The organism is Tenacibaculum pelagium (assembly GCF_014062345.1).
Taxonomy (GTDB): Bacteria; Bacteroidota; Bacteroidia; order Flavobacteriales; family Flavobacteriaceae; genus Polaribacter; species Polaribacter pelagius.
On sequence record NZ_JACGLS010000001.1, the window covers coordinates 601,475 to 626,292 of the forward strand.

General features: G+C 31.4%; 21 protein-coding genes and 6 tRNA genes. 13 read left to right on the plus strand and 14 right to left on the minus strand.

Annotated features, from left to right (window positions below; all coding sequences use genetic code 11):
- Nucleotides 1-12: 12 nt before the first annotated feature.
- Both H3Z83_RS02780 and H3Z83_RS02785 read left to right on the plus strand, forming a co-directional pair.
- Nucleotides 13-85 (plus strand) — tRNA-Gly (locus H3Z83_RS02780).
- A 42-nt stretch (nucleotides 86-127) separates the two neighbouring features.
- Nucleotides 128-200, plus strand: a tRNA-Gly gene (locus tag H3Z83_RS02785).
- A gap of 42 nt (nucleotides 201-242) precedes the next feature.
- Here H3Z83_RS02785 and H3Z83_RS02790 read toward each other — a convergent pair.
- Nucleotides 243-887 carry a rhomboid family intramembrane serine protease gene (locus H3Z83_RS02790; protein ID WP_182123955.1) on the minus strand — a complete coding sequence of 215 codons (645 nt, stop codon included), beginning with the start codon at nucleotides 885-887 and terminating at the stop codon, nucleotides 243-245.
- A gap of 89 nt (nucleotides 888-976) precedes the next feature.
- Between H3Z83_RS02790 and H3Z83_RS02795 the strand changes: the two genes are divergently transcribed.
- Nucleotides 977-1,888, plus strand: a complete 912-nt coding sequence (locus H3Z83_RS02795) for a lysophospholipid acyltransferase family protein (RefSeq protein ID WP_182123956.1) — start codon at nucleotides 977-979, stop codon at nucleotides 1,886-1,888.
- A gap of 58 nt (nucleotides 1,889-1,946) precedes the next feature.
- Here H3Z83_RS02795 and H3Z83_RS02800 read toward each other — a convergent pair.
- The 3 genes from H3Z83_RS02800 to H3Z83_RS02810 form a co-directional block, all read right to left on the minus strand.
- Nucleotides 1,947-2,022 (minus strand) — tRNA-His (locus H3Z83_RS02800).
- Between the two features lie 55 nt (nucleotides 2,023-2,077).
- Nucleotides 2,078-2,794 (minus strand): bacillithiol biosynthesis deacetylase BshB1, encoded by a 717-nt coding sequence (gene bshB1 / locus H3Z83_RS02805; RefSeq protein ID WP_182123957.1) that lies wholly within the window; start codon nucleotides 2,792-2,794, stop codon nucleotides 2,078-2,080.
- Nucleotides 2,795-2,831: 37 nt separating this feature from the next.
- The gene (locus tag H3Z83_RS02810) at nucleotides 2,832-4,241 is read right to left on the minus strand and encodes an MATE family efflux transporter (RefSeq protein WP_182123958.1); all 1,410 of its coding nucleotides are present in this window, start codon (nucleotides 4,239-4,241) and stop codon (nucleotides 2,832-2,834) included.
- 166 nt (nucleotides 4,242-4,407) lie between these two features.
- On the opposite strand from H3Z83_RS02810, the gene H3Z83_RS02815 reads away from it, so the two are divergent.
- From H3Z83_RS02815 to H3Z83_RS02825, 3 genes are read left to right on the plus strand one after another with little or no spacing between them, the layout of a single operon-like run.
- Nucleotides 4,408-5,163, plus strand: a complete 756-nt coding sequence (locus tag H3Z83_RS02815) for a Rossmann-like and DUF2520 domain-containing protein (RefSeq protein ID WP_182124373.1) — start codon at nucleotides 4,408-4,410, stop codon at nucleotides 5,161-5,163.
- A complete protein-coding gene (locus tag H3Z83_RS02820) occupies nucleotides 5,147-5,668 on the plus strand; it encodes a KdsC family phosphatase (protein WP_182123959.1) in 522 nt (173 codons plus the stop codon). Before H3Z83_RS02815 ends, H3Z83_RS02820 begins: the two co-directional genes overlap by 17 nt.
- A 48-nt stretch (nucleotides 5,669-5,716) precedes the next feature.
- Complete coding sequence (locus tag H3Z83_RS02825) at nucleotides 5,717-6,142, plus strand: DUF2147 domain-containing protein (protein ID WP_182123960.1); 426 nt, start codon at nucleotides 5,717-5,719, stop codon at nucleotides 6,140-6,142.
- Between the two features lie 465 nt (nucleotides 6,143-6,607).
- Here H3Z83_RS02825 and H3Z83_RS02830 read toward each other — a convergent pair whose 3' ends face one another.
- The 6 genes from H3Z83_RS02830 to H3Z83_RS02855 form a co-directional block, all read right to left on the minus strand.
- Nucleotides 6,608-7,033, minus strand: a complete 426-nt coding sequence (locus H3Z83_RS02830; RefSeq protein WP_182123961.1) for a hypothetical protein — start codon at nucleotides 7,031-7,033, stop codon at nucleotides 6,608-6,610.
- A gap of 80 nt (nucleotides 7,034-7,113) precedes the next feature.
- Entirely contained in the window at nucleotides 7,114-7,527 is a 414-nt protein-coding gene (locus H3Z83_RS02835; RefSeq protein WP_182123962.1) for a hypothetical protein, read from the minus strand.
- A 245-nt stretch (nucleotides 7,528-7,772) separates the two neighbouring features.
- Nucleotides 7,773-7,846: transfer RNA gene (locus tag H3Z83_RS02840), tRNA-Arg, on the minus strand.
- Nucleotides 7,847-7,875: 29 nt separating this feature from the next.
- Nucleotides 7,876-7,950: transfer RNA gene (locus H3Z83_RS02845), tRNA-Pro, on the minus strand.
- Nucleotides 7,951-7,966: 16 nt separating this feature from the next.
- Nucleotides 7,967-8,050: transfer RNA gene (locus H3Z83_RS02850), tRNA-Ser, on the minus strand.
- 98 nt (nucleotides 8,051-8,148) lie between these two features.
- Complete coding sequence (locus H3Z83_RS02855; protein WP_182123963.1) at nucleotides 8,149-10,200, minus strand: HD family phosphohydrolase; 2,052 nt, start codon at nucleotides 10,198-10,200, stop codon at nucleotides 8,149-8,151.
- Nucleotides 10,201-10,304: 104 nt separating this feature from the next.
- Here H3Z83_RS02855 and H3Z83_RS02860 point away from each other — a divergent pair, with 104 nt between their 5' ends.
- Both H3Z83_RS02860 and H3Z83_RS02865 read left to right on the plus strand, forming a co-directional pair.
- Entirely contained in the window at nucleotides 10,305-11,480 is a 1,176-nt protein-coding gene (locus H3Z83_RS02860) for an acetyl-CoA C-acyltransferase (protein WP_182123964.1), read from the plus strand.
- Nucleotides 11,481-11,498: 18 nt separating this feature from the next.
- Entirely contained in the window at nucleotides 11,499-12,269 is a 771-nt protein-coding gene (locus H3Z83_RS02865) for a C40 family peptidase (protein ID WP_182123965.1), read from the plus strand.
- Between the two features lie 69 nt (nucleotides 12,270-12,338).
- On the opposite strand, the gene H3Z83_RS02870 is transcribed toward H3Z83_RS02865, so the two are convergent.
- Together H3Z83_RS02870 and gyrA are read right to left on the minus strand one after the other, a co-directional pair.
- Nucleotides 12,339-13,571, minus strand: coding sequence for a tetratricopeptide repeat protein (locus tag H3Z83_RS02870; RefSeq protein WP_182123966.1), 1,233 nt, complete (start codon nucleotides 13,569-13,571; stop codon nucleotides 12,339-12,341).
- Between the two features lie 18 nt (nucleotides 13,572-13,589).
- Nucleotides 13,590-16,091 carry a DNA gyrase subunit A gene (gene gyrA, locus H3Z83_RS02875; RefSeq protein WP_182123967.1) on the minus strand — a complete coding sequence of 834 codons (2,502 nt, stop codon included), beginning with the start codon at nucleotides 16,089-16,091 and terminating at the stop codon, nucleotides 13,590-13,592.
- 297 nt (nucleotides 16,092-16,388) lie between these two features.
- Between gyrA and H3Z83_RS02880 the strand changes: the two genes are divergently transcribed.
- On the plus strand, nucleotides 16,389-18,944 hold the full coding sequence (locus tag H3Z83_RS02880; protein ID WP_182123968.1) for an ATP-dependent Clp protease ATP-binding subunit: 2,556 nt from the start codon (nucleotides 16,389-16,391) through the stop codon (nucleotides 18,942-18,944).
- Nucleotides 18,945-19,148: 204 nt separating this feature from the next.
- Complete coding sequence (locus H3Z83_RS02885) at nucleotides 19,149-20,537, plus strand: TlpA family protein disulfide reductase (RefSeq protein WP_182123969.1); 1,389 nt, start codon at nucleotides 19,149-19,151, stop codon at nucleotides 20,535-20,537.
- A gap of 66 nt (nucleotides 20,538-20,603) precedes the next feature.
- Here H3Z83_RS02885 and H3Z83_RS02890 read toward each other — a convergent pair whose 3' ends face one another.
- Nucleotides 20,604-21,404, minus strand: coding sequence for a TIGR00266 family protein (locus tag H3Z83_RS02890; RefSeq protein ID WP_182123970.1), 801 nt, complete (start codon nucleotides 21,402-21,404; stop codon nucleotides 20,604-20,606).
- 42 nt (nucleotides 21,405-21,446) lie between these two features.
- Nucleotides 21,447-21,902, minus strand: coding sequence for a DUF4442 domain-containing protein (locus H3Z83_RS02895; protein ID WP_182123971.1), 456 nt, complete (start codon nucleotides 21,900-21,902; stop codon nucleotides 21,447-21,449).
- 154 nt (nucleotides 21,903-22,056) lie between these two features.
- Here H3Z83_RS02895 and H3Z83_RS02900 point away from each other — a divergent pair, with 154 nt between their 5' ends.
- The 3 genes from H3Z83_RS02900 to H3Z83_RS02910 are packed head-to-tail and all read left to right on the plus strand — an operon-like array spanning nucleotide 22,057 to nucleotide 24,814.
- Nucleotides 22,057-22,485 carry a DUF4870 domain-containing protein gene (locus H3Z83_RS02900; RefSeq protein WP_182123972.1) on the plus strand — a complete coding sequence of 143 codons (429 nt, stop codon included), beginning with the start codon at nucleotides 22,057-22,059 and terminating at the stop codon, nucleotides 22,483-22,485.
- Nucleotides 22,486-22,503: 18 nt separating this feature from the next.
- Nucleotides 22,504-22,848 carry a PadR family transcriptional regulator gene (locus tag H3Z83_RS02905; protein WP_182123973.1) on the plus strand — a complete coding sequence of 115 codons (345 nt, stop codon included), beginning with the start codon at nucleotides 22,504-22,506 and terminating at the stop codon, nucleotides 22,846-22,848.
- Nucleotides 22,841-24,814, plus strand: coding sequence for a PspC domain-containing protein (locus H3Z83_RS02910; protein WP_182123974.1), 1,974 nt, complete (start codon nucleotides 22,841-22,843; stop codon nucleotides 24,812-24,814). Before H3Z83_RS02905 ends, H3Z83_RS02910 begins: the two co-directional genes overlap by 8 nt.
- Nucleotides 24,815-24,818: the final 4 nt, after the last annotated feature.

The window sequence follows — 24,818 nt, forward strand, 5'->3', positions numbered from 1 at the left end:
TTATTTACCAATGCGAGAGTAGCTCAGTTGGTAGAGCGTCAGCCTTCCAAGCTGAATGTCGCCAGTTCGAACCTGGTCTCTCGCTCAAGTCTTTAGAAGATAGACTTTAAAATCTTTATTTACCAATGCGAGAGTAGCTCAGTTGGTAGAGCGTCAGCCTTCCAAGCTGAATGTCGCCAGTTCGAACCTGGTCTCTCGCTCAAAAAAAACCGAAACATTTGTTTCGGTTTTTTTTATTTCTATTAATTAAGTTTCAATTTATCTCCAAAGAAAAATAAACCTACAATTATCGCTCCTATAATTCCTATCATTAAAGAATTATTACTAATAACACTTGGTCTTAATAGCAAGGTTAATACATACCCTCCAATTGCTCCACCTAAATGAGCTGAATGACCAACATTACCTAACTGCTTTTTCATTCCATAAATAGAATACAATAAATACCCAATTCCGAAAATATATCCTGGTAAAGGAATTGGAATCGGTAACATTATTAATTCCATATCTGGATATAACATAATTGCCGAAAAAACAATTCCAGAAACCGCACCTGAGGCACCTACAGCACTATAATACGCTTCTCTTTTATGCTGATATAGAGAATACATACTTCCTGCAATCAAACTTCCGAAATAGATTAATATAAAATTGACTGTCCCAAAACTTGACACTACTACTTTACCAAACAAATACAATGCATACATATTGAACCCTAAATGAATCCAATCTACATGCAAAAAACCTGAAGTTAACATTCGTAATTTATCTCCATTCAATATTCTTTGGACCTGAAATTTATAGCGATCAAAAAAAACAACATCGTTAAAACCTTTGTAAGAAACTAAAACATTGGCCACTATAATTATTAAAATAATCTGACTCATAACTTTTTAAATATCCACAAACATAAACAAAAGTTAATAAAGTAAATCATTGATAATTTAATACGATATTTGCATTTTAAATTTAAAATATGAAGTTTTTAACTTTCGCAATTGTTTATCCTATTATTTGGTTAATCTCAAGATTACCAATGAGAGTTTTATATATTTTTTCTGATTTTTTCTTCTTTATCCTCTATTATATTGTTGGTTATAGAAAAAAAGTAGTTGAGAAAAACTTGACGATGGTTTTTCCAGAAAAGAACAGTCAAGAAATTAAAAAATTACAGAAAAAATTCTTCAAGCATTTTGTTGACTTAATTTTTGAAAGTATTAAATCTTTTACCATTTCAGAAAAAGAAATACTTAAGCGTTATACCTATAAAAACCCTGAACTAATAAACAATCTTTCTAAACAAGGAAAAAGCATAGCTTTAGTTGGTGCACACCAAGCAAACTGGGAATGGTCAATCACCCTACCTCTTGTTTTAGATATTCCGGTTTTTGGTGCTTACACTAAACTAAAAAATAAGTATTTTGAAAAGAAAGTAAAAGAGTCAAGAACAAAATTTGGAGTTATTGGCTATAAAACTACCGAAACTGTAAAAGGTATTCACAAAAACTACATAAACAAAATACAAGGCTTATACATCTTATTAAGCGACCAATCTCCAAGATTAGGAAAAACACATTATTGGTCTAAATTTTTAGGTGTTAAAGTCCCTATACACACTGGAGCCGAAATGTTAGCTAAAAAATACGATTTAGCTGTTGTTAACTATGCCGTAAAGAAAATTAAAAGAGGTTATTTTGAAACTGAATTTGAATTAATAACCGACAGCCCTAAAGAATTTGATAATTATCTAATAACTGATAAATACCTAGAAATAACAGAAAGAAATATTAAAGCACAACCTGAATGTTATTTATGGACTCATAACCGCTTTAAGCATAGAAATAAATACGACCAATGGTTGGAGATGAGAAAAAATTCTCGAAAATAAAATTGATAATTATTTATACAAAAAAAGCTTTCTCAAATTGAGAAAGCTTTTTGCTTTTGGGTGAATGATGGGATTCGAACCCACGACCCTCGGTACCACAAACCGATGCTCTAACCAACTGAGCTACAATCACCATTTTAATTGCGAGTGCAAATATAAGATAGATTTTAATATTTGCAAAATATTTTTTTAAATTAATTTACTTAAATTTTCAACTGCCACATAACGTTCTGAGGTAAAGCCTTCTGCAAAATCAACATTTATTAACCTTCCTAAGTCTCTTGCTCTATACTCTATGCTATCGGTAAAATTTTTACTTGTAATTGGTGTTTCTGGCTCGTTACTCTTAGGATCAAAAAACTGCGAAGAGTATGCAAAAACCGAAGCTATTTTTTTATCCATAAAACCAGTTACATCAACCACAAAATCTGGTTCAATATTTTTCCATTGAATATAATGATATACTTGCTTAGGTCTCCATTTTTCTTGTTGAATTCCATCTAATTCAGTCTCAATTTTCATTAAACCACTTAAAAAACAAGCATTAGATACCACATTACTCCCTTTTGGATGATCAATATGTCGATCGTCAATCGCATTACACAACACAATTTCTGGTTGGTATTTACGTATCATTTTTATGATTTCTAATTGATGTTCTTTATCATTCACAAAGAACCCGTCAGCAAAACCTAAATTTTCTCGAACCGAAACTCCTAAAATTTCGGCAGCCTTTGCCGCTTCTTTATCTCTTAATTCAGCAGAACCTCGCGTACCAAGTTCTCCACGAGTTAAATCAACAATACCTACTTTTTTTCCTAAGGAAATTTCTTTTGCAATGGTAGCTGCACAACCTAATTCAACATCATCTGGATGCGCACCAAAAGCTAATATATCTAGTTTCATAAATCGTATATAATAACAGCTAATTTACTAATTCTATTTAGACCTTAACTGTTTTCCATTTTCCTTTTTTAAACAACCAAATCCCAATAACAGCAATTAATATTTCTGCTAATGTAATAGCCGAAAATACTCCTACAGGACCATAATCTAAAGTTATTGCCATTATATAAGCAAACGGCAACTGAAACAACCAAAAACAAATAAAATTAATATATGTTGGTGTTTTGGTGTCTCCTGAACCATTAAACGATTGTATTACTACCATTCCGTATGCATAAGCAATATAACCTGCTGCTATAATTTGTAAACACAATGCTCCGTTTTTAACCACTTCTGTATTTTCTGAAAACCAGTTTAAAAATGTTGGCGCTAAAAAAAGATAAACTACAGAAACTAACCCCATAAAATAAGCACAATACTTACTTGTAATCCATACAGATTTTTCAGCTCTATCTGGTTGATTTGCTCCTAAATTCTGCCCTACTAAAGTAGCTGCAGCATTACTCATACCCCATGCTGGCATTAAGGTAAACATCATAATACGAATAGCAATGGTATACCCAGCTAACACTTCACTACCAAATTCTGACATGATACGCATTAAAAATACCCAACTGGATGTACCAATTAAAAACTGACCAATACCACCTAAAGAAACTTTAATTAGATTAATCATTACAGATACTTTAATTACTAAATCTTTAACTGCTATTTTTATTTTTCCTGCGCCAAAAAACAACACTAATAATTGCAATACTACTGCAGTACCTCTACCAATTGTAGTTGCTATAGCAGCTCCTTCTACTCCATACGCAGGAATTGGTCCTAAACCGAAGATAAAAATTGGATCTAAAACAATATTCAAACCGTTTGATAAAATCAACGTCCACATAGCAATTGAAGCATTTCCTGCTCCTCTAAAAATTGCATTGATTAAGAATAATAACATTACAGTTATATTCCCTCCCAATAACACTCTTGTATATCCATAACCCTCAGCAATTAAATCTGGCTCTCCACCCATTAATTGCAATATTTCTTTCGGGTATAAAATTCCCACTATACTTATTAAAATAGAAATAAATACACCTAGAAATATAACTTGTACCGCAGTTTCATTGGCTCCTTTTGCATCTTTTTCTCCTGTTCTACGAGCCACTAAAGCAGTTGCCGCCATACTTAATCCGATAGCTACAGCATACACTAACGTTAGTACAGATTCTGTTAAACCTACAGTAGCTACAGCATTTACACTTACTCTAGATACATAAATAATATCCACCAGAGCGAATATTGATTCCATTAACATTTCTAAAATCATAGGAATTGCTAACATAAAAACAGCTTTATGTATGCTACCTTGTGTAAAATCTTGTTGTTTACCTAAAACGGCGTCTTTAAAAAGGGAAAATATATTTTGTTTTGAAGTTTGATTATTTTCAGTCATTATAAATTATTTAATACAATAAATTACCCGAGAAAAATCTCAGGCTAATTGGGAGTTGCAAAGAGTACAACTAATATGGAAGTGGACTTAAACAATCATAAGATTACAAATATGCAAAAAATATTTTTAATGAATTTCTATGACAGAAAATCAATATCTTCGTACTATGATTAAGATTGCCATTATTGGAGGCGGCAATGTAGCTAGCCATTTAACTAAAACTTTTCATGAAACTAAAGAAGTTTCATTAGTGCAGGTATACGCTAGAAACATTGCACAGATTGAGCATTTAAAACATCATACTTCTATTACCAATAGTCTAGAACTATTAATAGATGCTGATGTATATATTTTGGCTGTTTCTGATGATGCAATTCCTGAAGTTTCCTCTAAAATTAATGGAAACCATTTGGTAGTTCATACTTCTGGGAGTGCTTCTTTAGAATCTCTTCAAAACAAAGGACGAAAAGGAGTATTTTATTTACTCCAGAGTTTCTCAAAAGGTAAAACTGTAAATTTTAACGAAATCCCTTTTTGTTTAGAAGCTGAAAATAAAAAGGATCTTAAATTATTAGAAACTTTAGCAAAATCAATTGGATCAAAAATATACCATATCGATTCTAAACAACGAAAAAGTTTACACGCAGCTGCTGTTTTTGTAAACAACTTCACGAATCATATGTATAAAATTGGTGCTGACATTTGCAAAGAACACCAAGTTCCTTTTGAAGTATTGCAACCTTTAATTCAAGAAACTGCATTAAAAATAAAAGAACTCACACCAGAAGCTGCACAAACAGGTCCTGCAAAAAGAAATGATCAAGAAACAATCCAAAATCATTTAAAACTGCTTAACAAAAAGCAACAAGAAATTTACCTACTTATTACAAAATCAATCCAAAACAATGGAGAAAAGTTATAAAGAAATACTACCTCAAATAGATACTTTTATTTTTGATGTAGACGGAGTTTTAACCAACGGAATTGTAACCGTTTTTCCTGATGGTCAACTGGTACGTCAAATGAATATTAAGGACAGCTATGCTTTAAGAGCTGCAGTAAAAGCTGGGTTTAGAATATGTATTATATCTGGTGGTAAAAACGAAGGTGTTCGTACGCGTTTAAGCAACCTCGGTATTGACGACATTTATTTAGGTGCTCACGATAAAATTAAACAATATAACGAGTTCGTTGAAAAATACAATCTTAATCCAGAAAATATCGCATATATGGGTGATGATATTCCTGACTACCCTGTAATGAAACTAGTTGGAATGCCTTGCTGCCCTAATGATGCTGCTAGAGAAATACAACAAGTATCTATATATATTTCTGATAAAACTGGTGGTAATGGTTGCGCTCGTGATATTTTAGAGCAAGTATTGCGCGTACAAGGAAAATGGGACAGCAACTTTGATGCACAATAAGATTAATTGGAATAATTTTTGAACCTCAATTTTATTAAACTCTAAACAATGAAAAAAATATTTTACACCCTTTTATTAATTATCATATCAACCTCTATCAATGCACAAACTATTTTTGGAAAATGGGAAAACCGCGATGAAGAAACCAATAAAGTTGATTCTGTAATTGAAGTTTACCAAAAAGAAGGTAAAGCTTACGCTAAAATTATTGAAATTACTGATAAAAACAGACAAGATGCCTTATGTGATAAGTGTAGCGGAAAACGCAAAAACAACCCTATTTTAGGGATGAATATTTTAACGGGATTAAAAAAAGATGGTGATGAATGGTCTGGTGGAAAAATTTTAGACCCCAAAAACGGAAAAGAATACAAGTGTTATATTAAACTTGACAATAGCAACAAGTTAAAAATTCGAGGATATATTGGTTTTGCTGCCTTTGGTAGAACTGCTTATTGGTATAGAAAGAAATAACTTTTTATTCCTCATTCATATTTAAACTCGGCTTTTTAGTCGAGTTTTTTTTATTCTGTTAAGTGCTATTACAAATAACACACGTATTTTATGATTATTCATAATTATTATTTTTAAATTAATTCTAATAAAAAACTACCTCACAAATTAATGTAAAGTAGTCTACTTTATTTTTATTTAATACCCACTCCTTTGTTCTCTAATTCTGGATCAACAGAAATGAAATATTACATAAATTTAGTGTGCCCCTAATTTATTCACTCTAATTTTTTAATTAAAAAACTTAATATAATCGTAAATAGTACTGGAATCCCTACTATTAAAGGAGTTTTATGCCAGCGTATATCTAAATTTAAAAAACCTTCTGAACACCCTTTTAAAAATAGAGTTAAAGCAAAAATACATAGATAAAGTAAAAATAGAATATAAATATAATTAATTATTGAATGAAGTATTTTTTTCATTTTACAAATACTGCTTTATTAAATCACTAGGTACACAATGACTAGGGTTAGCAAATTTATATTTCCATCTTTTATTAGGTACATAATCTTCAAGGTCTATTTCATCAAAATAACTAACAAAAAGATTAGAATCAAAATCAATATAAAATAAGAAAACATCTTCTAAATTGTATTTCTCTATATCACCCTTTTTTAACTCTATCAAATCAACTTTAATAGCATTTAAAAAATCTTCTATATTAGATTTATCTACATTAAGAATATTATCTCTAAATACAGATTCCCATTCATTTGGGTCATAAATAGGATCATATTTTTTATGGTTTAATATCCAATAAGCAATAGGCATTAAATAAAAATTGAGCTTATCATTAAATTTAATACAACCAAACAAATAATCTTGTTCTATTTTCTTTTCTATATCCATATTAATTATTCTCTTTTTAGGTACATTATAAACTTACTTAGCACCAGATAAAAACTACCAGAAACAGTGAAACAAATACACTACCAAGGTATTTTATCCCAATAACAATTAGTACAACTATACAAACTATCTGGTACAGGTTTATTTATTAACAATTTATTATACCAAGAATATTCAGTGTTAAATTCAACTAAAAAACACCTTCCAAAAAATTCTTTTTCAAAATATTCTTCATTTTTCTTAGCAAGAAAACCAGACAAACTATGCCCACCTTCTTTGATCTCTCCTTTTTTATTAACATATTCATACATAAGTTTATTAGAAGTCTTAAAGCCATTGTGGTAACTTAGTATTCTTCCTATTGTATATAGTTTTTTTTTGACCTTATCTTCTTCAATTTCTTTTCTGATTAAAAACCTATTAAAAAAAAAGGTTATAGCTAAAAAAATTAACACTAATAAAATAACAGTTGTTCTATCTATTTTAATTCTCATTAATATAAAAGTATTTTATTTTTACAATAAGCACCAATAATGAAATACATATTTAATGAATATAATTTACATTTCAAAAATTGATACCTCTAAGTAAAAAGTGATACCTTTTAATACTCCTAAAAGGCATATTTTTATTAAATCATAATGACAAATTGTAATATAAAGAGCAATTAAAACAAGTTATAAACCTTACGAAATATAAGAAAACAAAAAAGCCTCACTAATTAAAGTGAAGCTTTAAGTGAGCCCTGGAGGATTCGAACCTCCGACCGCCTCCTTAGAAGGGAGGTGCTCTATCCAGCTGAGCTAAGAGCCCGTAGTTTTTATGTTTCTACGAAAACAGTGTCGGGGTGGCAGGATTCGAACCTGCGACCTCCGCGTCCCAAACGCGGCGCGATAACCGGGCTACGCTACACCCCGAATGGTTATCTTATTGCGGAGAGACAGGGACTCGAACCCTGGCGACAGTTACCCGTCGACAGATTAGCAATCTGCTCCATTACCACTCTGGCACCTCTCCTTGCAAACAAAAACTCATCAAACAATGAATTAAAAATTGCGAGTGCAAATCTATAACTATTTATATGTTTTCACAAGCTTTTTTTATAAAATTTTTAGCTAATCTGGGTACTCTACTCGTAAGTGATAGATATTCATCAACTTACTTTTAATAATTTTTTTAATTTTTTCTATTTCTCTAAAAGTTATATCCGAATTTCGGAACTGATTATCGCTTTTTTGCTTTTCTACTATTCGATCTATCAACTCATCAATTGATTGCGCTGTTGGGTTTTTTAAACTCTTTGAAGCAGCTTCTGCGGCATCACACATCATTAAAATAGCTGTTTCTTTTGAAAAAGGAATAGGTCCTTGATATTGAAACTTCTTTTTATCAACTTCTTCCCCTTCTACACTATTCTCTTTTTCTTTTTTATAAAAATAATACGTTACACTTGTTCCGTGGTGCGTTCTAATAAAATCAATAATTCTATCTGGCAACTTGTGCTTCTTCGCTATTTCAATACCATTAATTACATGATCTAAAATTATTCGAGCGCTATCTTGAGGTAATAAATCATTATGAGGGTTTACTCCTGTAGATTGATTTTCGGTAAAATACATTGGATTCACCATTTTACCTATATCATGATACAACGCTCCTGTACGAACCAACATAGAGTTTGCCCCTATCTCATTAGCTGCAGCCTCTGCTAAATTTGCTACTTGCATGGAATGCTGAAAAGTCCCTGGTGCTTTTTCATTTAAATCTCTTAATAATTTAGAGTTAGTGTTTGACAATTCTAACAAAGTTACATCAGACACTAACCCGAAAATCTTCTCATAGAAATAAATAAAGAATACCGATAAGAAAGATAACATTCCGTTAGCTGCGAATAGCCCAAAATATAACCAGTTAATTTTATCCGCATTCCCCTCTTTTAAAATAGAAAATGCAAAATAGGTTATCATATAAATCAACGTAATTTGACCAATTGACATGAATAAACTAGCTCGTTTATATAATTCTGACACTGTTAATATTGTTACTATTCCTGCAATAATATTTAAGTAGATAAATTCAAAACTATTTGGAACAATAAAACCTAATAACAAAACTGTTAATACATGCGTAAACAATCCTAAGCGAGCATCGAAAAAAGCTTTCAAAACAATCGGCAAAATACTTAATGGCACAACATATAAGTACTCAGAATTATACTTAACAACCATTGTTTGCACAAAAATCATTAAGAAAATATTGAAAAATATAAAAGTTACCTTGTTATTATCATTAAAGATTTCAAATCTATATTTCTCCAAGAAAAGCAGCAGCATTAATAAGGCCAAGGCTACCAAAATAGTGTACCCGAAAATAATCCAATTTCTATTTGACTTTGTCCAGGTTTGAGAGCTAGATGCAACTTCGTAAGATTTTAAAACATTTAATTTTTTCCCTTCAACAATATCTCCTTTAGAAATGATTAATTCACCTTTAGAAACTTTACCTTTTGCATAAGAAATAGCCTTTAAAACCTCATTAAGTTCTTTCTCGCTATATTTAATATCGTAAGTTACATTTGGTTTTAAAGTTTCAGACAAACCACTTAAAACTATACGTTGTTGATCAGAAGTAAGATCTTCAACTTTTTTATTTACAAAATTTAAGATTTGATTAGATTGGATTAATCTTGAGAAAGAAACATCATTAATCGAATTTCCTTTTCGTAAGATTACAACATCAGTTTTATTTGCTTTAAAGATACTGGCATCATCAATAAATCCGAATCTATATATATCATTAATAATATTATCTCCTTGACTTTTTAAAAATTTAATATTTGTCGCTGATAAAGAATCTAAAGCTTCAATTTTAGTATTAAAATCTGTTAGCACCTGATTTTTAATCGCTGTATCTACAACAAAATACTTTTTTATATTAGCTTCAACTTCTGCTTTCTCTTCAGCTACTTCTTCTTCAGTTTTTTGAACAGCAAAATCAAATGGTGCATATAAATTATCATATTGCCATGGTTTTCCTTGACCAAAATCATATTTAAACTGCCCTCCTTTAGGGAATAAGTACACAATTGAAACAACAGTTATTAGGAACAATAATACTTTGTAGATTATTGCATTATTTTTATACAATTTATTAATAAAATCGTTCATTTTTCACATTTAAAAATGTAAATATAACCTTTATCTATTATTTGAGTACTTGTTATAAAATGGTTATTTTCGCAATACAAATTTTAATACAATACACTCAATATATGAAAGAAGTAGTTATAGTATCGGTTGCAAGAACTCCAATAGGTAGTTTTTTAGGAACTTTATCAACTACACCTGCACCAAAATTAGGTGCTGTAGCAATTAAAGGAGCCTTAGATAAAATTAACTTAAAACCAGAAATGGTTGAAGAAGTTTATATGGGAAATGTAGTTTCTGCTGGTTTAGGTCAAGCACCTGCTCGTCAAGCAGCTATTTTCGCTGGAATTCCTGATACTGTACCTTGCACTACTGTAAATAAAGTATGTTCATCGGGTATGAAATCTATCATGCTAGCTGCTCAGGCAATTGCTTTAGGAGATGCTGAAATTGTTGTAGCTGGAGGTATGGAAAATATGAGTATGATTCCTCATTATCAACATGCGAGATCTGCGACTAAGTTTGGTCCTGTTAAAATGGAGGATGGAATGCAAAGAGATGGATTAGTTGATGCTTACGAAAAAGTAGCTATGGGTGTTTGTGCTGATGAATGTGCCACTGAATATGAGTTTTCTAGAGAAGATCAAGATGCTTTTGCTATCGAATCTTACAATCGTTCTGCTAAAGCTTGGAGCGAAGGTAAATTTGCAGATGAAGTTGTTCCTGTTGAGATACCTCAACGTCGTGGAGAACCAATTATTTTTTCTGAAGATGAAGAATATAAAAATGTAAAAATGGAAAAGATTCCTGCTTTACGTGCTGCTTTTACAAAAGAAGGAACTGTTACCGCTGCAAATGCTTCAACGATTAATGATGGTGGAGCTGCTTTGGTATTAATGTCTGCTGACAAAGCTGCTGAATTAGGAATTACTCCATTAGCAAAAATCAAAGGATATGCTGATGCTGCTCATGAGCCAAAATGGTTCACTACAGCGCCAGCTAAAGCTTTACCTAAAGCATTAGCCAAAGCGGGAGTATCAATTGACGATGTTGACTATTTTGAACTAAATGAAGCATTTTCTGTTGTAGGTTTAGCAAACATGAAAATATTAGGGTTATCTCCTGAAAATGTAAATGTAAATGGGGGTGCTGTTTCTTTAGGACACCCATTAGGGGTTTCTGGAGCAAGAATCATTATTGCTTTAACATCAATATTAAAACAAAATAACGCTAAAATTGGAGCTGCTGGTATTTGTAACGGTGGTGGTGGTGCTAGCGCAATGGTAATTGAAAGAGTTTAATCTTTAATAAATCTATCAATGCCTTTCGGAATTTGTAATCTAAGTATTGTTCCTTTACGACTTGAACCAACTGATACATCAGAGATGGTCAATCAGGTTGTTTTTGGTGAGCATTTTGAAGTTTTAGAAAAGACTAAAAAATGGAGTAAAATTCGTTTAGCTTTCGATAACTACGAAGGTTTTATCGACAATAAACAGTACGAGGATATTTCTGAGAAAGATTATCAAGGTTTATCACTAGAAACTAAAAATTATGCTGGTGAGTTAATTGATTTTATTACTGACAATAATAACAACTTAACTACAATTCCTTTAGGAGCTAAACTTCCTTTTTTGAAAGGAAATAGTATTCAGATTAACAATACTTCGTATTTATATGAAGGAAAAGTATGTAATCAACAATTACCTAAATCAACAATTGTAGAAACAGCTTTTCTATTTTTAAATGTTCCTTATTTATGGGGAGGTAAATCTCCTTTTGGCATTGATTGTTCTGGATTTACACAAACCGTATATAAATTATGTGGCTACAATCTTTTACGCGATGCAAAAGAACAAGCTACTCAAGGTGAAGTGTTAAGTTTTATTGAAGAAAGTGAACCTGGTGATTTAGCTTTTTTTGATAATGAAGAAGGAGTAATTACCCATGTAGGTATTATTATGAATGACTATAATATTATCCATGCACATGGAAAAGTTCGTATAGACAAACTAGATCATAGCGGTATTTACAATGTTGACACAAATCAACACTCTCATAAACTTAGAGTAATTAAACGATTTATTTAACTAAAATAAACGCAAAGCATAAAAAAAACCGAAACAAATGTTTCGGTTTTTTTATAACTAAACTAAAGACTATTTCATCGACTTATACAAATCTCTATATTCTTTAGCTTTATCTTCCATTTCTAAAACTTCATATAGATTCATTAAAGTTTTAACAGTATCAATATTCCTATTTAAACCATCTGCTTTTTCTAAAAATGGTAAAGCTTCTTTATAAACTTCTTTTTGCTTTAAAGCCAATTCATCATACTTTTTAAAGTTAGATAAATTCTTATTCATTTCCTCTACAATTGCTTTATCCTTATCTAAAACAACCACTGCTAAATTCATATAAGCATCTCCATAATCTGGTTTTAATTCAGTTGCTTTTTGATAATATTTTTTAGCATCCTCCATTCTCCCTTGATTAAAGTTAACCACTCCTAAATTATAGTATAAAGTAGGATTCTCTGGATCTAATGCGATTGCTTCACTCATTAACTCACCAAATTTATCCATTTTCTCAAGCTTAATATACATATCAGCTTCATTTAATAATAGATTTAAATCTTTAGGATTCGCTTTTCTTGCTTCAGCTAAAGCAGCAATAGCTTCATCAGTTTTTCCCTGCTCTTTTAATATTAAAGCTATATTCTTAACAATTGTAGCTGTCTTAGATTCTGATGATTTAGTTTCAGGCTTTAAATAATTACCAGTTTTAACCATTAAATCTCGTTGTTGTTTTGACCCAAGATTCTCAACCTTACCTGTAGCTTTATTCGTTGCCACATATTGAGTTTCAACACCTGTATAACCAATTCTTCTTAATTCTTTATAATATTTGATTGCAGCATCATACTCTTTTGCTTGAGTTGCAGCAATAGCAGCATTATATGCAAAAGAGGTATCCTTAGGACTTAACATATATGTCAAATAAAAGTTATCAGCAGCATTTTTATAATCTTTTTTATTATTATATAAATCAACTGCTTTATTTGACACTTCTTGTATCATTTGATTCAAAATAGGAGCAGCCTCTCCTGAATACTTCTTTTCTTTCATTGCCAATAAAGCATTCAAAGCTTCCGCTGCATTCTTATAGTCTTTTTTAGCTGATAAAGCTTTTCCTTTTAAAAAGTAAAATTTTGATTTGTATTTATCATCACCCATCATCACAGCACCTTCAACAGAATTTAAAGTGTTAATAGCTGAAGTAAAATCTTGCTTCTTTATTGCTTTTTCTGCTGTTTTTAATTCCGATTTTTGAGCCATTAATCCTAATGACACAAATCCTAATGAAAGAGCTAATATTTGTTTTTTCATTTTTAGTATGATTTTTATTTATTGTTGTTCTTGATTTTCGTTAGTACCATTTTCAATTTCCGTGCCATTTTCATTTTCTTCTTCTTCATGCATTACTTTTGCTACAGCAGCAATACTATCGCTATCCTTAATATTAATCAATCGAACACCTTGTGTAGCACGTCCCATTACACGCAAATCTTCAACTGCCATACGAATTGTTAATCCTGATTTATTTATAATCATTAAATCATTTGAATCGTCAACATTTTTAATAGCTACTAACTTTCCTGTTTTTTCTGAAATATTTAAAGTCTTAACCCCTTTTCCTCCACGGTTCGTTACACGATAATCTTCTAATTTAGAACGCTTACCATATCCTTTCTCAGACACCACTAAAATATTGCTATCCATATCATTAACAGCAACCATACCAACTACTTCGTCCTTGTCATGTGAAAGAGTAATACCTCTAACTCCTGATGCAGTTCTACCCATAGGACGAGTTTTAGCTTCTTCAAAACGAATAGATTTACCAGACTTTAATGCTAGCATCACTTGGCTATCTCCAGTAGTTAATTTTGCCTCTAAAAGCTCATCCCCTTCTTTGATAGTAATCGCGTTAATTCCGTTTGTTCTTGGACGAGAATATTGTTCTAAAGAAGTTTTTTTAACCTGACCTTTTTTAGTAGCCATGATTACATAATGACTATTGATATAATCTTCGTCTTTTAAATCTTGAGTAACTAAGAATGCTTTTACTTTATCATCTGGTTCGATATTGATTAAGTTTTGCATTGCTCTACCTTTCGTATTCTTACCTCCTTCTGGAATTTCATATACACGCATCCAAAATACTTTTCCTTTTTGTGTAAAGAACATCATATATTGGTGGTTTGTACCAATAAATAAATGCTCTAAGAAATCTTCGTTACGAGTAGTTGCTCCTTTTTGACCACGTCCTCCTCTATTCTGAACTTTATATTCATCTAAATTAGTACGTTTTACATATCCTGCATGAGAAATAGTAACTACTACTTTATGATTTGGAATCATATCTTCGATTCTCATATCTCCACCTGCATATTCAATATCAGAACGGCGCTCATCACCATATCTATCTCTAATATGAATTAACTCATCAGTAATAATTTGATAACGCCTTGATTCGTTAGATAAAATATCTTTTAAATCAGCAATCGTTTTCATTATCTCATCAAACTCAGCACGTAACTTATCTTGCTCTAATCCTGTTAACTGACGTAAACGCATTTCAACGATCGCTTTTGCTTGAATTTCAGTTAATTCAAAACGCTCAATTAATTTCTCTCTTGCCTCATCTGCATTATTTGAACCACGGATAATTGCAATTACTTCATCAATATTATCTGATGCAATAATTAGCCCTTCTAAAATATGCGCTCTCGCTTCTGCTTTCTTTAATTCAAATTCTGTTCTACGAACAACAACTTCATGTCTATGCTCAACGAAATAGTGAATTAATTGCTTTAAGTTTAATTGCTCTGGACGTCCATTTACTAATGCAATATTATTTACACTAAAAGACGTTTGAAGCTGTGTATACTTAAATAACTTATTTAAAACAATATTAGGAATAGCGTCACGCTTTAAAACGTATACAATACGCATTCCTTTTCTATCGGACTCATCACGAATATTCGCAATCCCTTCTAACTTTTTATCATTTACTAACTCTGCAGTTTTCTTAATCATTTCTGCTTTGTTAACCTGATAAGGAATTTCAGTTACGATAATACATTCACGTCCCTTAACTTCTTCAATAGTAGCTTTAGCACGCATCACAATACGTCCACGCCCCGTATGGAAAGCGTCACGCACACCATCGTATCCATAAATCGTACCTCCAGTAGGGAAATCAGGTGCTTTAATGTGTTGCATTAACTCATCAATCTCAATATCTCTATTTTCGATATAAGCAATAGTACCATTTACAACTTCTGTTAAGTTGTGAGGCGCCATATTTGTTGCCATACCTACTGCAATACCAGATGCTCCGTTTACTAATAAATTAGGAATACGAGTTGGTAAAACTGTTGGCTCTTGTAAAGTATCATCAAAGTTTAATTTATGATCTACAGTATCTTTTTCTATATCAGCTAACATATCTTCTGATATCTTCTGCATTCTAACCTCCGTATAACGCATTGCTGCTGGAGAATCACCATCAACAGAACCAAAGTTACCTTGACCATCTACCATCATATAACGCACACTCCAATCTTGAGCCATACGAACCATAGAGTCATAAACCGAAGTATCTCCATGTGGGTGATACTTACCTAATACTTCTCCAACAATTCTTGCTGACTTTTTATATGCTCCTGTAGCTTTAATACCTAACTCATGCATTCCAAATAAAACCCTTCTGTGTACTGGTTTTAAACCATCTCTCACATCTGGTAATGCTCTTGATACAATTACCGACATCGAATAATCGATGTACGCGGATTTCATTTGCTCTTCAATGTTGATAGGAATCAACTTTTCGCCATCTGCCATATATATTTTTTTAAAATATTAGTACTCATTTTCGTCAAAAAAGTGAATTTTACACACGATAAAACTCACTTTTAAAATGCGCTTAAAAAAGCCGCATTTTCTAAAACATTGCAAGATACTATAATACCTATTTATACACAAAAAATATCCACACTCTTTTACCTCTACTTATTAACAATTTCAATGCTTTTTTAAACATTATTTCATCGTCAGAATGTCAGTTAAAAACTATTGGCATCTTTTTTGTAATTTTTAAGAAAAAAACTTACTAACTTTACACATATACAAATTTATTTTATGGACGATAATTTTTCACCACAAGTTAGAGATGTAATCACTTTTAGTAAAGAAGAAGCCCTACGTTTAGGTCACGACTTTATTGGAACTGAACATCTACTGTTAGGTTTGATACGTAAAGGAGACGGAAAAGCCATCGAGATATTAACTACTTTTGATGTAGATTTAGATTTGGTGCGCAATAAATTAGAAAAATTAAATCCGACAACTCCCTCAATAGCAAGCGTAGAAAAAAAGAGCTTGCACCTTACAAGACAAGCAGAGAAAGCTATAAAAACAACGTTTTTAGAAGCTAAACTATATCAGAGTGACTCGATAGATACTGCTCATTTACTATTATGCATTTTGCGTAATGAAAATGACCCTACAACTAAGTTACTCCAAAAATATGATGTAGATTATGAGCAAGCTAAAGCATTGTATAAACAACTTCATATAGAAGACAACTATAATTCTCCAACTGCTGAAACTCCATCAGAAGGTGAATTTCCTGAAGAAAAGTCAAATCCTTACGGGCAACAAAACCCTAAAGGAAAACAAGCTAAAAAATCTAAGACACCTGTTTTAGATAATTTTGGTCGTGATTTAACTGCTTTAGCAGAATCAGGAAAGTTAGATCCAGTTGTTGGACGAATTAAAGAGATTGAACGTGTTTCTCAGATTCTAAGTAGAAGAAAGAAAAACAATCCAATGTTAATTGGAGAACCAGGTGTTGGTAAATCTGCCATCGCAGAAGGTTTAGCATTACGAATTGTTAACAGAAAAGTTTCAAGAATTTTATTTGACAAACGCATCGTTTCTCTTGATTTGGCAAGTTTAGTTGCTGGAACAAAATACCGTGGACAATTCGAAGAAAGAATGAAGGCGTTAATGAATGAACTTGAAAAGAATGAAGATATCATTTTGTTTATCGATGAAATTCATACCATAGTTGGTGCCGGAGGAGCAACAGGCTCTTTAGATGCATCAAACATGTTAAAACCAGCTTTAGCTAGAGGAGAAATTCAATGCATTGGAGCCACAACACTAGATGAGTACAGAACAAATATCGAAAAAGATGGAGCACTAGAACGTCGTTTTCAGAAAGTAATTGTTGACCCAACAACAGTAGAAGAAACAATTCAAATCTTACACAATATTAAAGGTAAATACGAAGCACACCACCATGTTACTTTTACCGATGAAGCTATTGAATCATGTGTAAAACTAACGAATCGCTATATGACGGATCGTTTTTTACCAGACAAAGCTATTGACGCTTTAGATGAAGCTGGCTCACGTATACACATAACAAACATTGTGGTACCTCAACAAATTTTAGAATTAGAGGCTAAATTAGAAGAAATACGCGAACACAAAACAAGAGCTGTAAGCGGTCAAAAATACGAGGAGGCTGCAAAGCTTCGTGATGATGAAAAAAACATTGAAACAGCATTAGAATCAGCTCAAAACCAATGGGAGGAAGATTCTAAATTACACAGAGAAATTGTTACCGAAGACAATGTAGCTGAAGTCGTTTCTATGATGACAGGAATTCCTGTAAACAGAGTTGCAGAAGCTGAAAGTAATCGTTTAGCTGATCTTCCTAAGTTAATTAAAGGAAAAGTTATTGGTCAAGATGAAGCTGTCACTAAAGTTGTTAAAGCAATTCAACGTAATCGTGTAGGATTAAAAGACCCTAACAAACCAATTGGTTCCTTTATATTTTTAGGATCAACAGGAGTTGGAAAAACGCAATTAGCAAAAGTACTGGCTCGTGAATTATTTGACTCTGACGATTCTTTGATCAGAATTGACATGAGTGAGTATATGGAGAAGTTTGCCATCTCTCGTTTGATTGGTGCGCCTCCAGGATATGTTGGATACGAAGAAGGTGGACAATTAACTGAAAAAGTTAGAAGAAAACCATACTCTGTAATACTTTTAGATGAGATTGAAAAAGCACATCCTGATGTATTTAATATGATGTTGCAAATTTTAGATGACGGACATATTACTGATAGTCTTGGTCGTAAAATTGATTTTAGAAATTCTATTATTATAATGACATCAAACATTGGTGCTCGAAAAGTAAAAGAATTTGGAGCTGGTGTTGGTTTTGGAACTTCTTCTAAGAAAGATCAAGAAGATGCACATGCTAAGAGTATTATTGAAGGTGCCTTAAAAAAGTCATTTGCTCCTGAGTTTTTAAATCGTATTGACGATGTGATTATCTTTAATTCATTAGAACGTGAGGACATTCATAAAATTATCGATATTGAACTAGATAAACTGTTAAATCGTATTGCTGACTTAGGCTATAAACTAAATTTAAGCGAAAAAGCAAAGGATTATATTGCTGACAAAGGTTTTGATAAACAGTACGGAGCTAGACCTTTAAAAAGAGCTATTCAGAAATATATTGAAGATGCCTTAGCTGAAGAAATCGTTAACTCTAAGCTAGACGAAGGAGACACTATCTTTATGGATTTAGATGAGAAAACTAAAAAACTTCTCATAAAGATTGAAAAAGGAGAAAAACCTGAAGAAACAAGAACAGAAATAGATGACCAATAAAACAAAATCCTAAGCTGAGTAGCTTAGGATTTTTTATTCTCTTCTCATACTTATTTTATTAATTATTCAAACATCTCAATCAGTTAATTATTTCAGTTATTGTGATTTAAAAAACACCAATAATCATTTTTTCTGTTAAAATCTTTGATAAAAAAGCTAAAAAAGCTAACTTCGGCGCTTTAAACACCTTAAATTTTTGAAAGAATGAAAAGACTAATACTTTTAGCCCTCATAGGAGTTACTATAGTTTCATGTAATAAAGAAAAGCCTGTAAAAGATTATTTAATCTTATCTGGTAAAATTGACAACTTCAAAAAAAGAGACATTACTTTAACTGGTTTTAATTTTGACAAAAAAATTAAATTCGATAGAAAAACAGGATCATTCAAAGACACTATTAGAATAGATGGTAGTGGTGGATATTACACCTTAAAAGTAAATAAAAAACAAATAAATCTATACCTTTCTGATACGGTAAACACTGGTTTAGTTTTCGATTATAAAAAACCAGAGCTTATCAATTTTGAAGGAACAAATGCTAACATCAATAGTTATTTTCTTAAAAAGCAAAAAAGCTGGAAAAAGCACATAACAAGTGCCAACAAGTTTTTCTCTTTCGAAGAAGAAGAGTTTTTAGATAAATTAGAAGCTTACAAAGATGATTTAACTGAATTATCAATATCTAATAATTTACCTACTAACTTTTTAAAAGCTGAAGTTAAAAATATAGATTATGAATACTTAAGAAATATTTCAAACTACGAAAAGTTTCACAGTATCTTAACTGGAAATAATGATTTTAAAACATCTGAAGATTTTCCTGATGCTTTTGAAAACTTCAATTTTAGTAACGGAGAAGATTATGTAAATTCTTTTTCTTACCGTACAATGCTAAATGAGCAATTAGATAGAATTGCTAGAGAAAAAAATAAAGACGGGGAAGATTTTTATCTTACTTACTTAGAAACTATCCAAACAGAAGTTAACGATACTTTGGCTAAAAATGATTTATTACACAAGAGCGCTGTTAAGAGTATTACTTATACGGATAACTTAAAAGAGTTCTACAATAAATTCAAAGCATACTCTACCAATAAAGAGCACAAAGAAGAAATTGCTAAAAGCTATAATGTTTTAAAAACAGTAGCTAAAGGACAACCAGCACCAAAGTTTGTTGATTTTGAAAATTATAACGGAGGTACTACTTCATTAGATGATTTATTAAACAAAGGAAAGTACTTATACATTGATGTATGGGCTACATGGTGTGGTTTCTGTAAAAAAGAAATTCCTTTATTAAAAAGATTAGAAGAGGAATATCACGGAAAAAACATTGAGTTTGTAAGTATTAGTGTTGATGATAAAAATCAACATGATAAATGGAAACAAACGATTATAGATAGAGAAATGACCGGAATCCAATTATTTAGTGGTAAAAAGCAAGCTGAGTTAGAATGGGCTCAGAAATTCTTAATAAAAGGATTACCTAAGTTTATCATTATCGATCCTCAAGGAAATATTGTAAATCCTAATGCACCTGCTCCATCTCAAGGAGAAAGATTAATTAGTATTTTTGATGAATTAGGAGTTTAAAAAACATTCTATATAAAATAAAAAAAACCGCTGATTAGCGGTTTTTTTTATTTTATATAAGATTTATTAGAATCTATTATCTCCATCCAAGATATCACCTAAACCACCTAAAACACTTCCTTCACCTCTACTCCCTCCTCCTGTTTGTGGAGCCATAGCTAATACTCTACCTGCTAATCTACTAAATGGTAACGATTGTACATACACAGTACCCGGACCTTGTAATTTTGCAAAAAACAAACCTTCCCCACCAAAAACAGTATTCTTAATTCCACCAACAAATTCAATATCGTAATCAACATCTTTAGTAAAACCAACAATACACCCAGTATCTACCTTTAAAACCTCACCTGGTTGCAACACTTTTTTTGCCATTGTACCACCTGCATGAATAAAACCAATACCATCTCCTTCCATCTTCTGCATAATAAAACCTTCTCCGCCAAATAAACCTCTTCCTAATCGCTTAGAAAACTCTATTCCAATAGACACTCCTTTAGCCGCACATAAAAAAGCATCTTTCTGGCAAATAAATTTCCCTCCAAACTCAGATAAATCTATTGGCACAATTTTCCCTGGATATGGAGAAGCAAACGATACTTGCTTTTTTCCTTGTCCTGCATTAGTAAAAACAGTCATAAACAAACTCTCTCCTGTAAGAATTCTTTTACCAGCTGAGAAAATTTTTCCTAACAAACCTTTTTCTTGATTTGAGCCATCTCCGAAAATAGTATTCATTTTTATTTCTGAGTTCATCATCATAAAACTCCCTGACTCTGCTACTACTCCTTCTTGTGGATCTAATTCAATCTCAACATATTGCATTTCTTCGCCAAAAATGCGATAATCTATTTCGTGTGCATTCATAATAATTAGTTTTTATTATTGGACTCTATTAACAAGGTTTTGTTACAATTTCACCTTCAAACTCCACTCAAACTCAAATTTAGATACCGAAACACCCTCTTCATTTATTCCTTCTGAAGTAACTAAAACTGTTTGCCCTTCTCCTGTTACAACCGATTTTTGAATTGCGTCTTTTATCGCCAATCCATCATTACATTTAAATTGAATTCCTCCTGTTGCCTTTTTAGTAAAGGTGGCATTCATGTTTGTAACCAACATCGAAACCTTTCTTTCAGATTTATCTATAGCTTGCATTACCAAAATTCCTGTTGACAATTCTGCTGCCATACCCTGAACTGCCCAAAACATACTTTTAAAGGGGTTTTGATTTATCCATTTATGCTTCACTTTTACTAAGGATTTTTCATCAGAAATCGATTTTACCCGTATTCCACAGAAATATGCAGATGGTAATTTAAATAAGGTGAAAAAATTAATTTTTCGAGGTGTAAACTTCATTTATTCAGTATTTACAGGCAATTTACAGCTTTTTATTGAATAATTACTTCAATTTACAAATGTTAAAAAGTGTTAAATTTAGTACTATGTATTGCATAATACCTTTTTAAAGACATATATTTGCATAGTCAAGTATTATATAATTCATATTATTATGCAACAAAACAACGAAAACACCAATGCTTTTTTAATACACATATCAGCATTTGCAGGATATTTATTTCCACTAGGAAGTATTATTACACCATTAATATTATGGCAAACTTTAAAAGAAAGAAGTTTGTTTTTAGACGATCACGGAAAAGAAGCTGTAAACTTTAACATCAGTTTTGGATTGTATATTTTTATACTAAGCGCATCTTTCTTTTCATTTTTCTTTGGGAATTTTATTGATGTTTTTAACGGTGTAAATATTGATTTTGGTGAACATCACTCATTCAATGGCTTATTCGGATTCTTAGGAATCGCCTCATTTGTAAGTGTCGTATCACTAATAAAAATTGCCTTAATTATTATAGCAGCAATGAAAGCCAATAAAGGAGAGGTATATAAATATCCTTTTACAATTAATTTTATAAAATAACCTTATAAACCGCATTACATGAAGATAGAAAACACAAAAGCACAGATGCGTAAAGGTGTTTTAGAATATTGCATCTTATCAATTTTACAAAATGGTGATGCATACACTTCTGAAATACTTTCAACATTAAAAAGTGCAGAAATGATTGTGGTTGAAGGAACTATTTATCCGTTACTTACCCGTTTAAAAAACGCAGGATTGTTAACGTATAGATGGGAAGAATCAACCTCTGGACCACCAAGAAAATACTATGTATTAACTGAAAACGGTGGAATGTTTTTGAAAGAATTAGACAAAACATGGAATAATTTAGTAAACGCAGTAAACCAAGTAACAAGCACAAAATCAACTAAAGATGAATAAGACAATAAATATAAACTTAGGCGGATTCTTCTTCCATATAGATGAAATTGCTTATCAAAAACTAAAACGTTATTTAGACGCCATATCGCGTTCTTTAAGCGATGATCCGCAGGGAAAAAACGAAATAATTTCTGATATAGAATCTCGTATTAGCGAATTATTATCGGAAAGAATTACAGATGCTCGTCAAGTAATAAACGAAAACGACATTGAAGAGGTAATTGCTATTATGGGGCAACCAGAAGATTATGCAGAAGCTGAAGAAGGTTATGCTAGTAGTGGCTCACACACCAGCTACAGAAACAATAACGCTAAAAAATTATTTAGAGATCGTGATGATCGCTTTTTAGCAGGTGTCGCTTCAGGATTAGGTCATTATTTTAATATAGATGTAATCTGGGTTCGATTAGCTTTCTTAATCTTGACTTTAGCAGGATTCGGGTTTGGAGTTATAGGATATATTATCATGTGGATTCTACTTCCTGAAGCGAGAACTACCTCAGAAAAATTACAGATGGAAGGTGAAGCTGTAAATATTGACAACATCGAAAAAAAAATTCGTAACGAGTTTGACAATATCTCAACAAAGGTAAAGGAAGGCGCCCATGAATTATCAGATAAAATATCTAGTGCAGATTACCAGAAATTACGTAACCAAACTAAATCTGGAGCACAAGATTTTGCAGATACTTTAGGAAAAATTTTACTAACCGTTTTTAAGGTATTCGGTAAATTCATGGGCGTACTTTTAATTTTTATTGCCGGTATTACACTTGTATCCTTATTATTAGGAATATTTTCTATAGGAAGTTTAGAGTTTTTAAATGTAGATAATGATCTTGTACATTATCCACCTTTTTTCTACGATGCTACACTACCTAAATGGTTATTATCTATTTTCCTTTTTATTTTAATCGGAATACCATTTGTAGTCTTATTTATTTTAGGATTAAGAATTTTATCTCCTAATGTAAAAAAACTAGGTACTACAGCTATTTTAACCTTGTTAGGAGTTTGGTTAGTTTCATTATTGGCTATTGGTTTTTCAGGGATTGAATATGCAACATCTCATGCCTATAACGGAGCAAATGTAAGTAAACACAGCATTACATATGCTAAAGAAGAACCTCTAAAAATTAGAGTTATTAATGATGATAATATTTATTACAACCATAATTTACGCAACAGAAACAACTCGATAAATGTAGCTATTGATGATACTGAAATGAAGTATTCTAATGATGTAAATATTGATGTTCGTAAAAGCGAAACAGAAAATGCATACATCGAAATCAAAAAAACATCAGAAGGTAGAGGTCGAAAAAGAGCTAACGATAATGCTGAAGCTATAAAGTACAATTTCAAATCTGCTAATAACACCATAGTTTTCGATGCTTTCTTTTTAAGTGAATACAAGAATATGTGGAAAGATGAAGAAATTAAAGCTACTTTATTTATTCCAGAAGGTACTACTGTTTATTTTGAAGGTTCAACACGAAGATTTTTAAATGATGTTAAAAACACTCAAGATATTTACGATCGTGATATGGCGAATCATCATTTTAAAATGACATCAAAAGGTTTTGAATGTACAGATTGTGATGAAAATGAAGAAGATAACAACAAAGAGAATGAATGGAATTCTAATAACGATGAAGACGTAAGTTTTTTATTCGATAGTACTATTAATGATTTAAAAGCTGAGTTTATTATTAGTAAAAAAACCACAAAAAACGAATTAGAAAAATTAGTAAAGTGGTTTAAAAACAAAAAGAATATTGATATTGAAATTTCGAATGCTAAATACAATATAGATAAAGAAATCGAAAAAGTCTTATTAAAAATAAATTGTAACGACGGTTATACTGGCGAGTTAAAAATTTCTAACAACACCTTAAATAACATATCTAAAGGGTTTAGAAGAATTTACAATGAAGATGACAAACTAGCTTTTAAAATCTGGTAATTAA

What these genes read in the sequence shown, in the direction of transcription:
- H3Z83_RS02820 (WP_182123959.1), top strand. Translation starts at nt 5,147, where the DNA reads ATGGAGAAAAGTTATAAAGAAATACTACCTCAAATAGATACTTTTATT.
- H3Z83_RS02880 (WP_182123968.1), top strand. Translation starts at nt 16,389, where the DNA reads ATGGACGATAATTTTTCACCACAAGTTAGAGATGTAATCACTTTTAGT.
- H3Z83_RS02910 (WP_182123974.1), top strand. Translation starts at nt 22,841, where the DNA reads ATGAATAAGACAATAAATATAAACTTAGGCGGATTCTTCTTCCATATA.
- H3Z83_RS02900 (WP_182123972.1), top strand. Translation starts at nt 22,057, where the DNA reads ATGCAACAAAACAACGAAAACACCAATGCTTTTTTAATACACATATCA.
- H3Z83_RS02885 (WP_182123969.1), top strand. Translation starts at nt 19,149, where the DNA reads ATGAAAAGACTAATACTTTTAGCCCTCATAGGAGTTACTATAGTTTCA.
- H3Z83_RS02810 (WP_182123958.1), bottom strand. Translation starts at nt 4,241, where the DNA reads ATGACTGAAAATAATCAAACTTCAAAACAAAATATATTTTCCCTTTTT.
- H3Z83_RS02860 (WP_182123964.1), top strand. Translation starts at nt 10,305, where the DNA reads ATGAAAGAAGTAGTTATAGTATCGGTTGCAAGAACTCCAATAGGTAGT.
- gyrA (WP_182123967.1), bottom strand. Translation starts at nt 16,091, where the DNA reads ATGGCAGATGGCGAAAAGTTGATTCCTATCAACATTGAAGAGCAAATG.
- H3Z83_RS02890 (WP_182123970.1), bottom strand. Translation starts at nt 21,404, where the DNA reads ATGAATGCACACGAAATAGATTATCGCATTTTTGGCGAAGAAATGCAA.
- H3Z83_RS02870 (WP_182123966.1), bottom strand. Translation starts at nt 13,571, where the DNA reads ATGAAAAAACAAATATTAGCTCTTTCATTAGGATTTGTGTCATTAGGA.
- H3Z83_RS02830 (WP_182123961.1), bottom strand. Translation starts at nt 7,033, where the DNA reads ATGGATATAGAAAAGAAAATAGAACAAGATTATTTGTTTGGTTGTATT.
- H3Z83_RS02790 (WP_182123955.1), bottom strand. Translation starts at nt 887, where the DNA reads ATGAGTCAGATTATTTTAATAATTATAGTGGCCAATGTTTTAGTTTCT.
- H3Z83_RS02815 (WP_182124373.1), top strand. Translation starts at nt 4,408, where the DNA reads ATGATTAAGATTGCCATTATTGGAGGCGGCAATGTAGCTAGCCATTTA.
- bshB1 (WP_182123957.1), bottom strand. Translation starts at nt 2,794, where the DNA reads ATGAAACTAGATATATTAGCTTTTGGTGCGCATCCAGATGATGTTGAA.
- H3Z83_RS02905 (WP_182123973.1), top strand. Translation starts at nt 22,504, where the DNA reads ATGAAGATAGAAAACACAAAAGCACAGATGCGTAAAGGTGTTTTAGAA.
- H3Z83_RS02895 (WP_182123971.1), bottom strand. Translation starts at nt 21,902, where the DNA reads ATGAAGTTTACACCTCGAAAAATTAATTTTTTCACCTTATTTAAATTA.
- H3Z83_RS02865 (WP_182123965.1), top strand. Translation starts at nt 11,499, where the DNA reads ATGCCTTTCGGAATTTGTAATCTAAGTATTGTTCCTTTACGACTTGAA.
- H3Z83_RS02825 (WP_182123960.1), top strand. Translation starts at nt 5,717, where the DNA reads ATGAAAAAAATATTTTACACCCTTTTATTAATTATCATATCAACCTCT.
- H3Z83_RS02795 (WP_182123956.1), top strand. Translation starts at nt 977, where the DNA reads ATGAAGTTTTTAACTTTCGCAATTGTTTATCCTATTATTTGGTTAATC.
- H3Z83_RS02835 (WP_182123962.1), bottom strand. Translation starts at nt 7,527, where the DNA reads ATGAGAATTAAAATAGATAGAACAACTGTTATTTTATTAGTGTTAATT.
- H3Z83_RS02855 (WP_182123963.1), bottom strand. Translation starts at nt 10,200, where the DNA reads ATGAACGATTTTATTAATAAATTGTATAAAAATAATGCAATAATCTAC.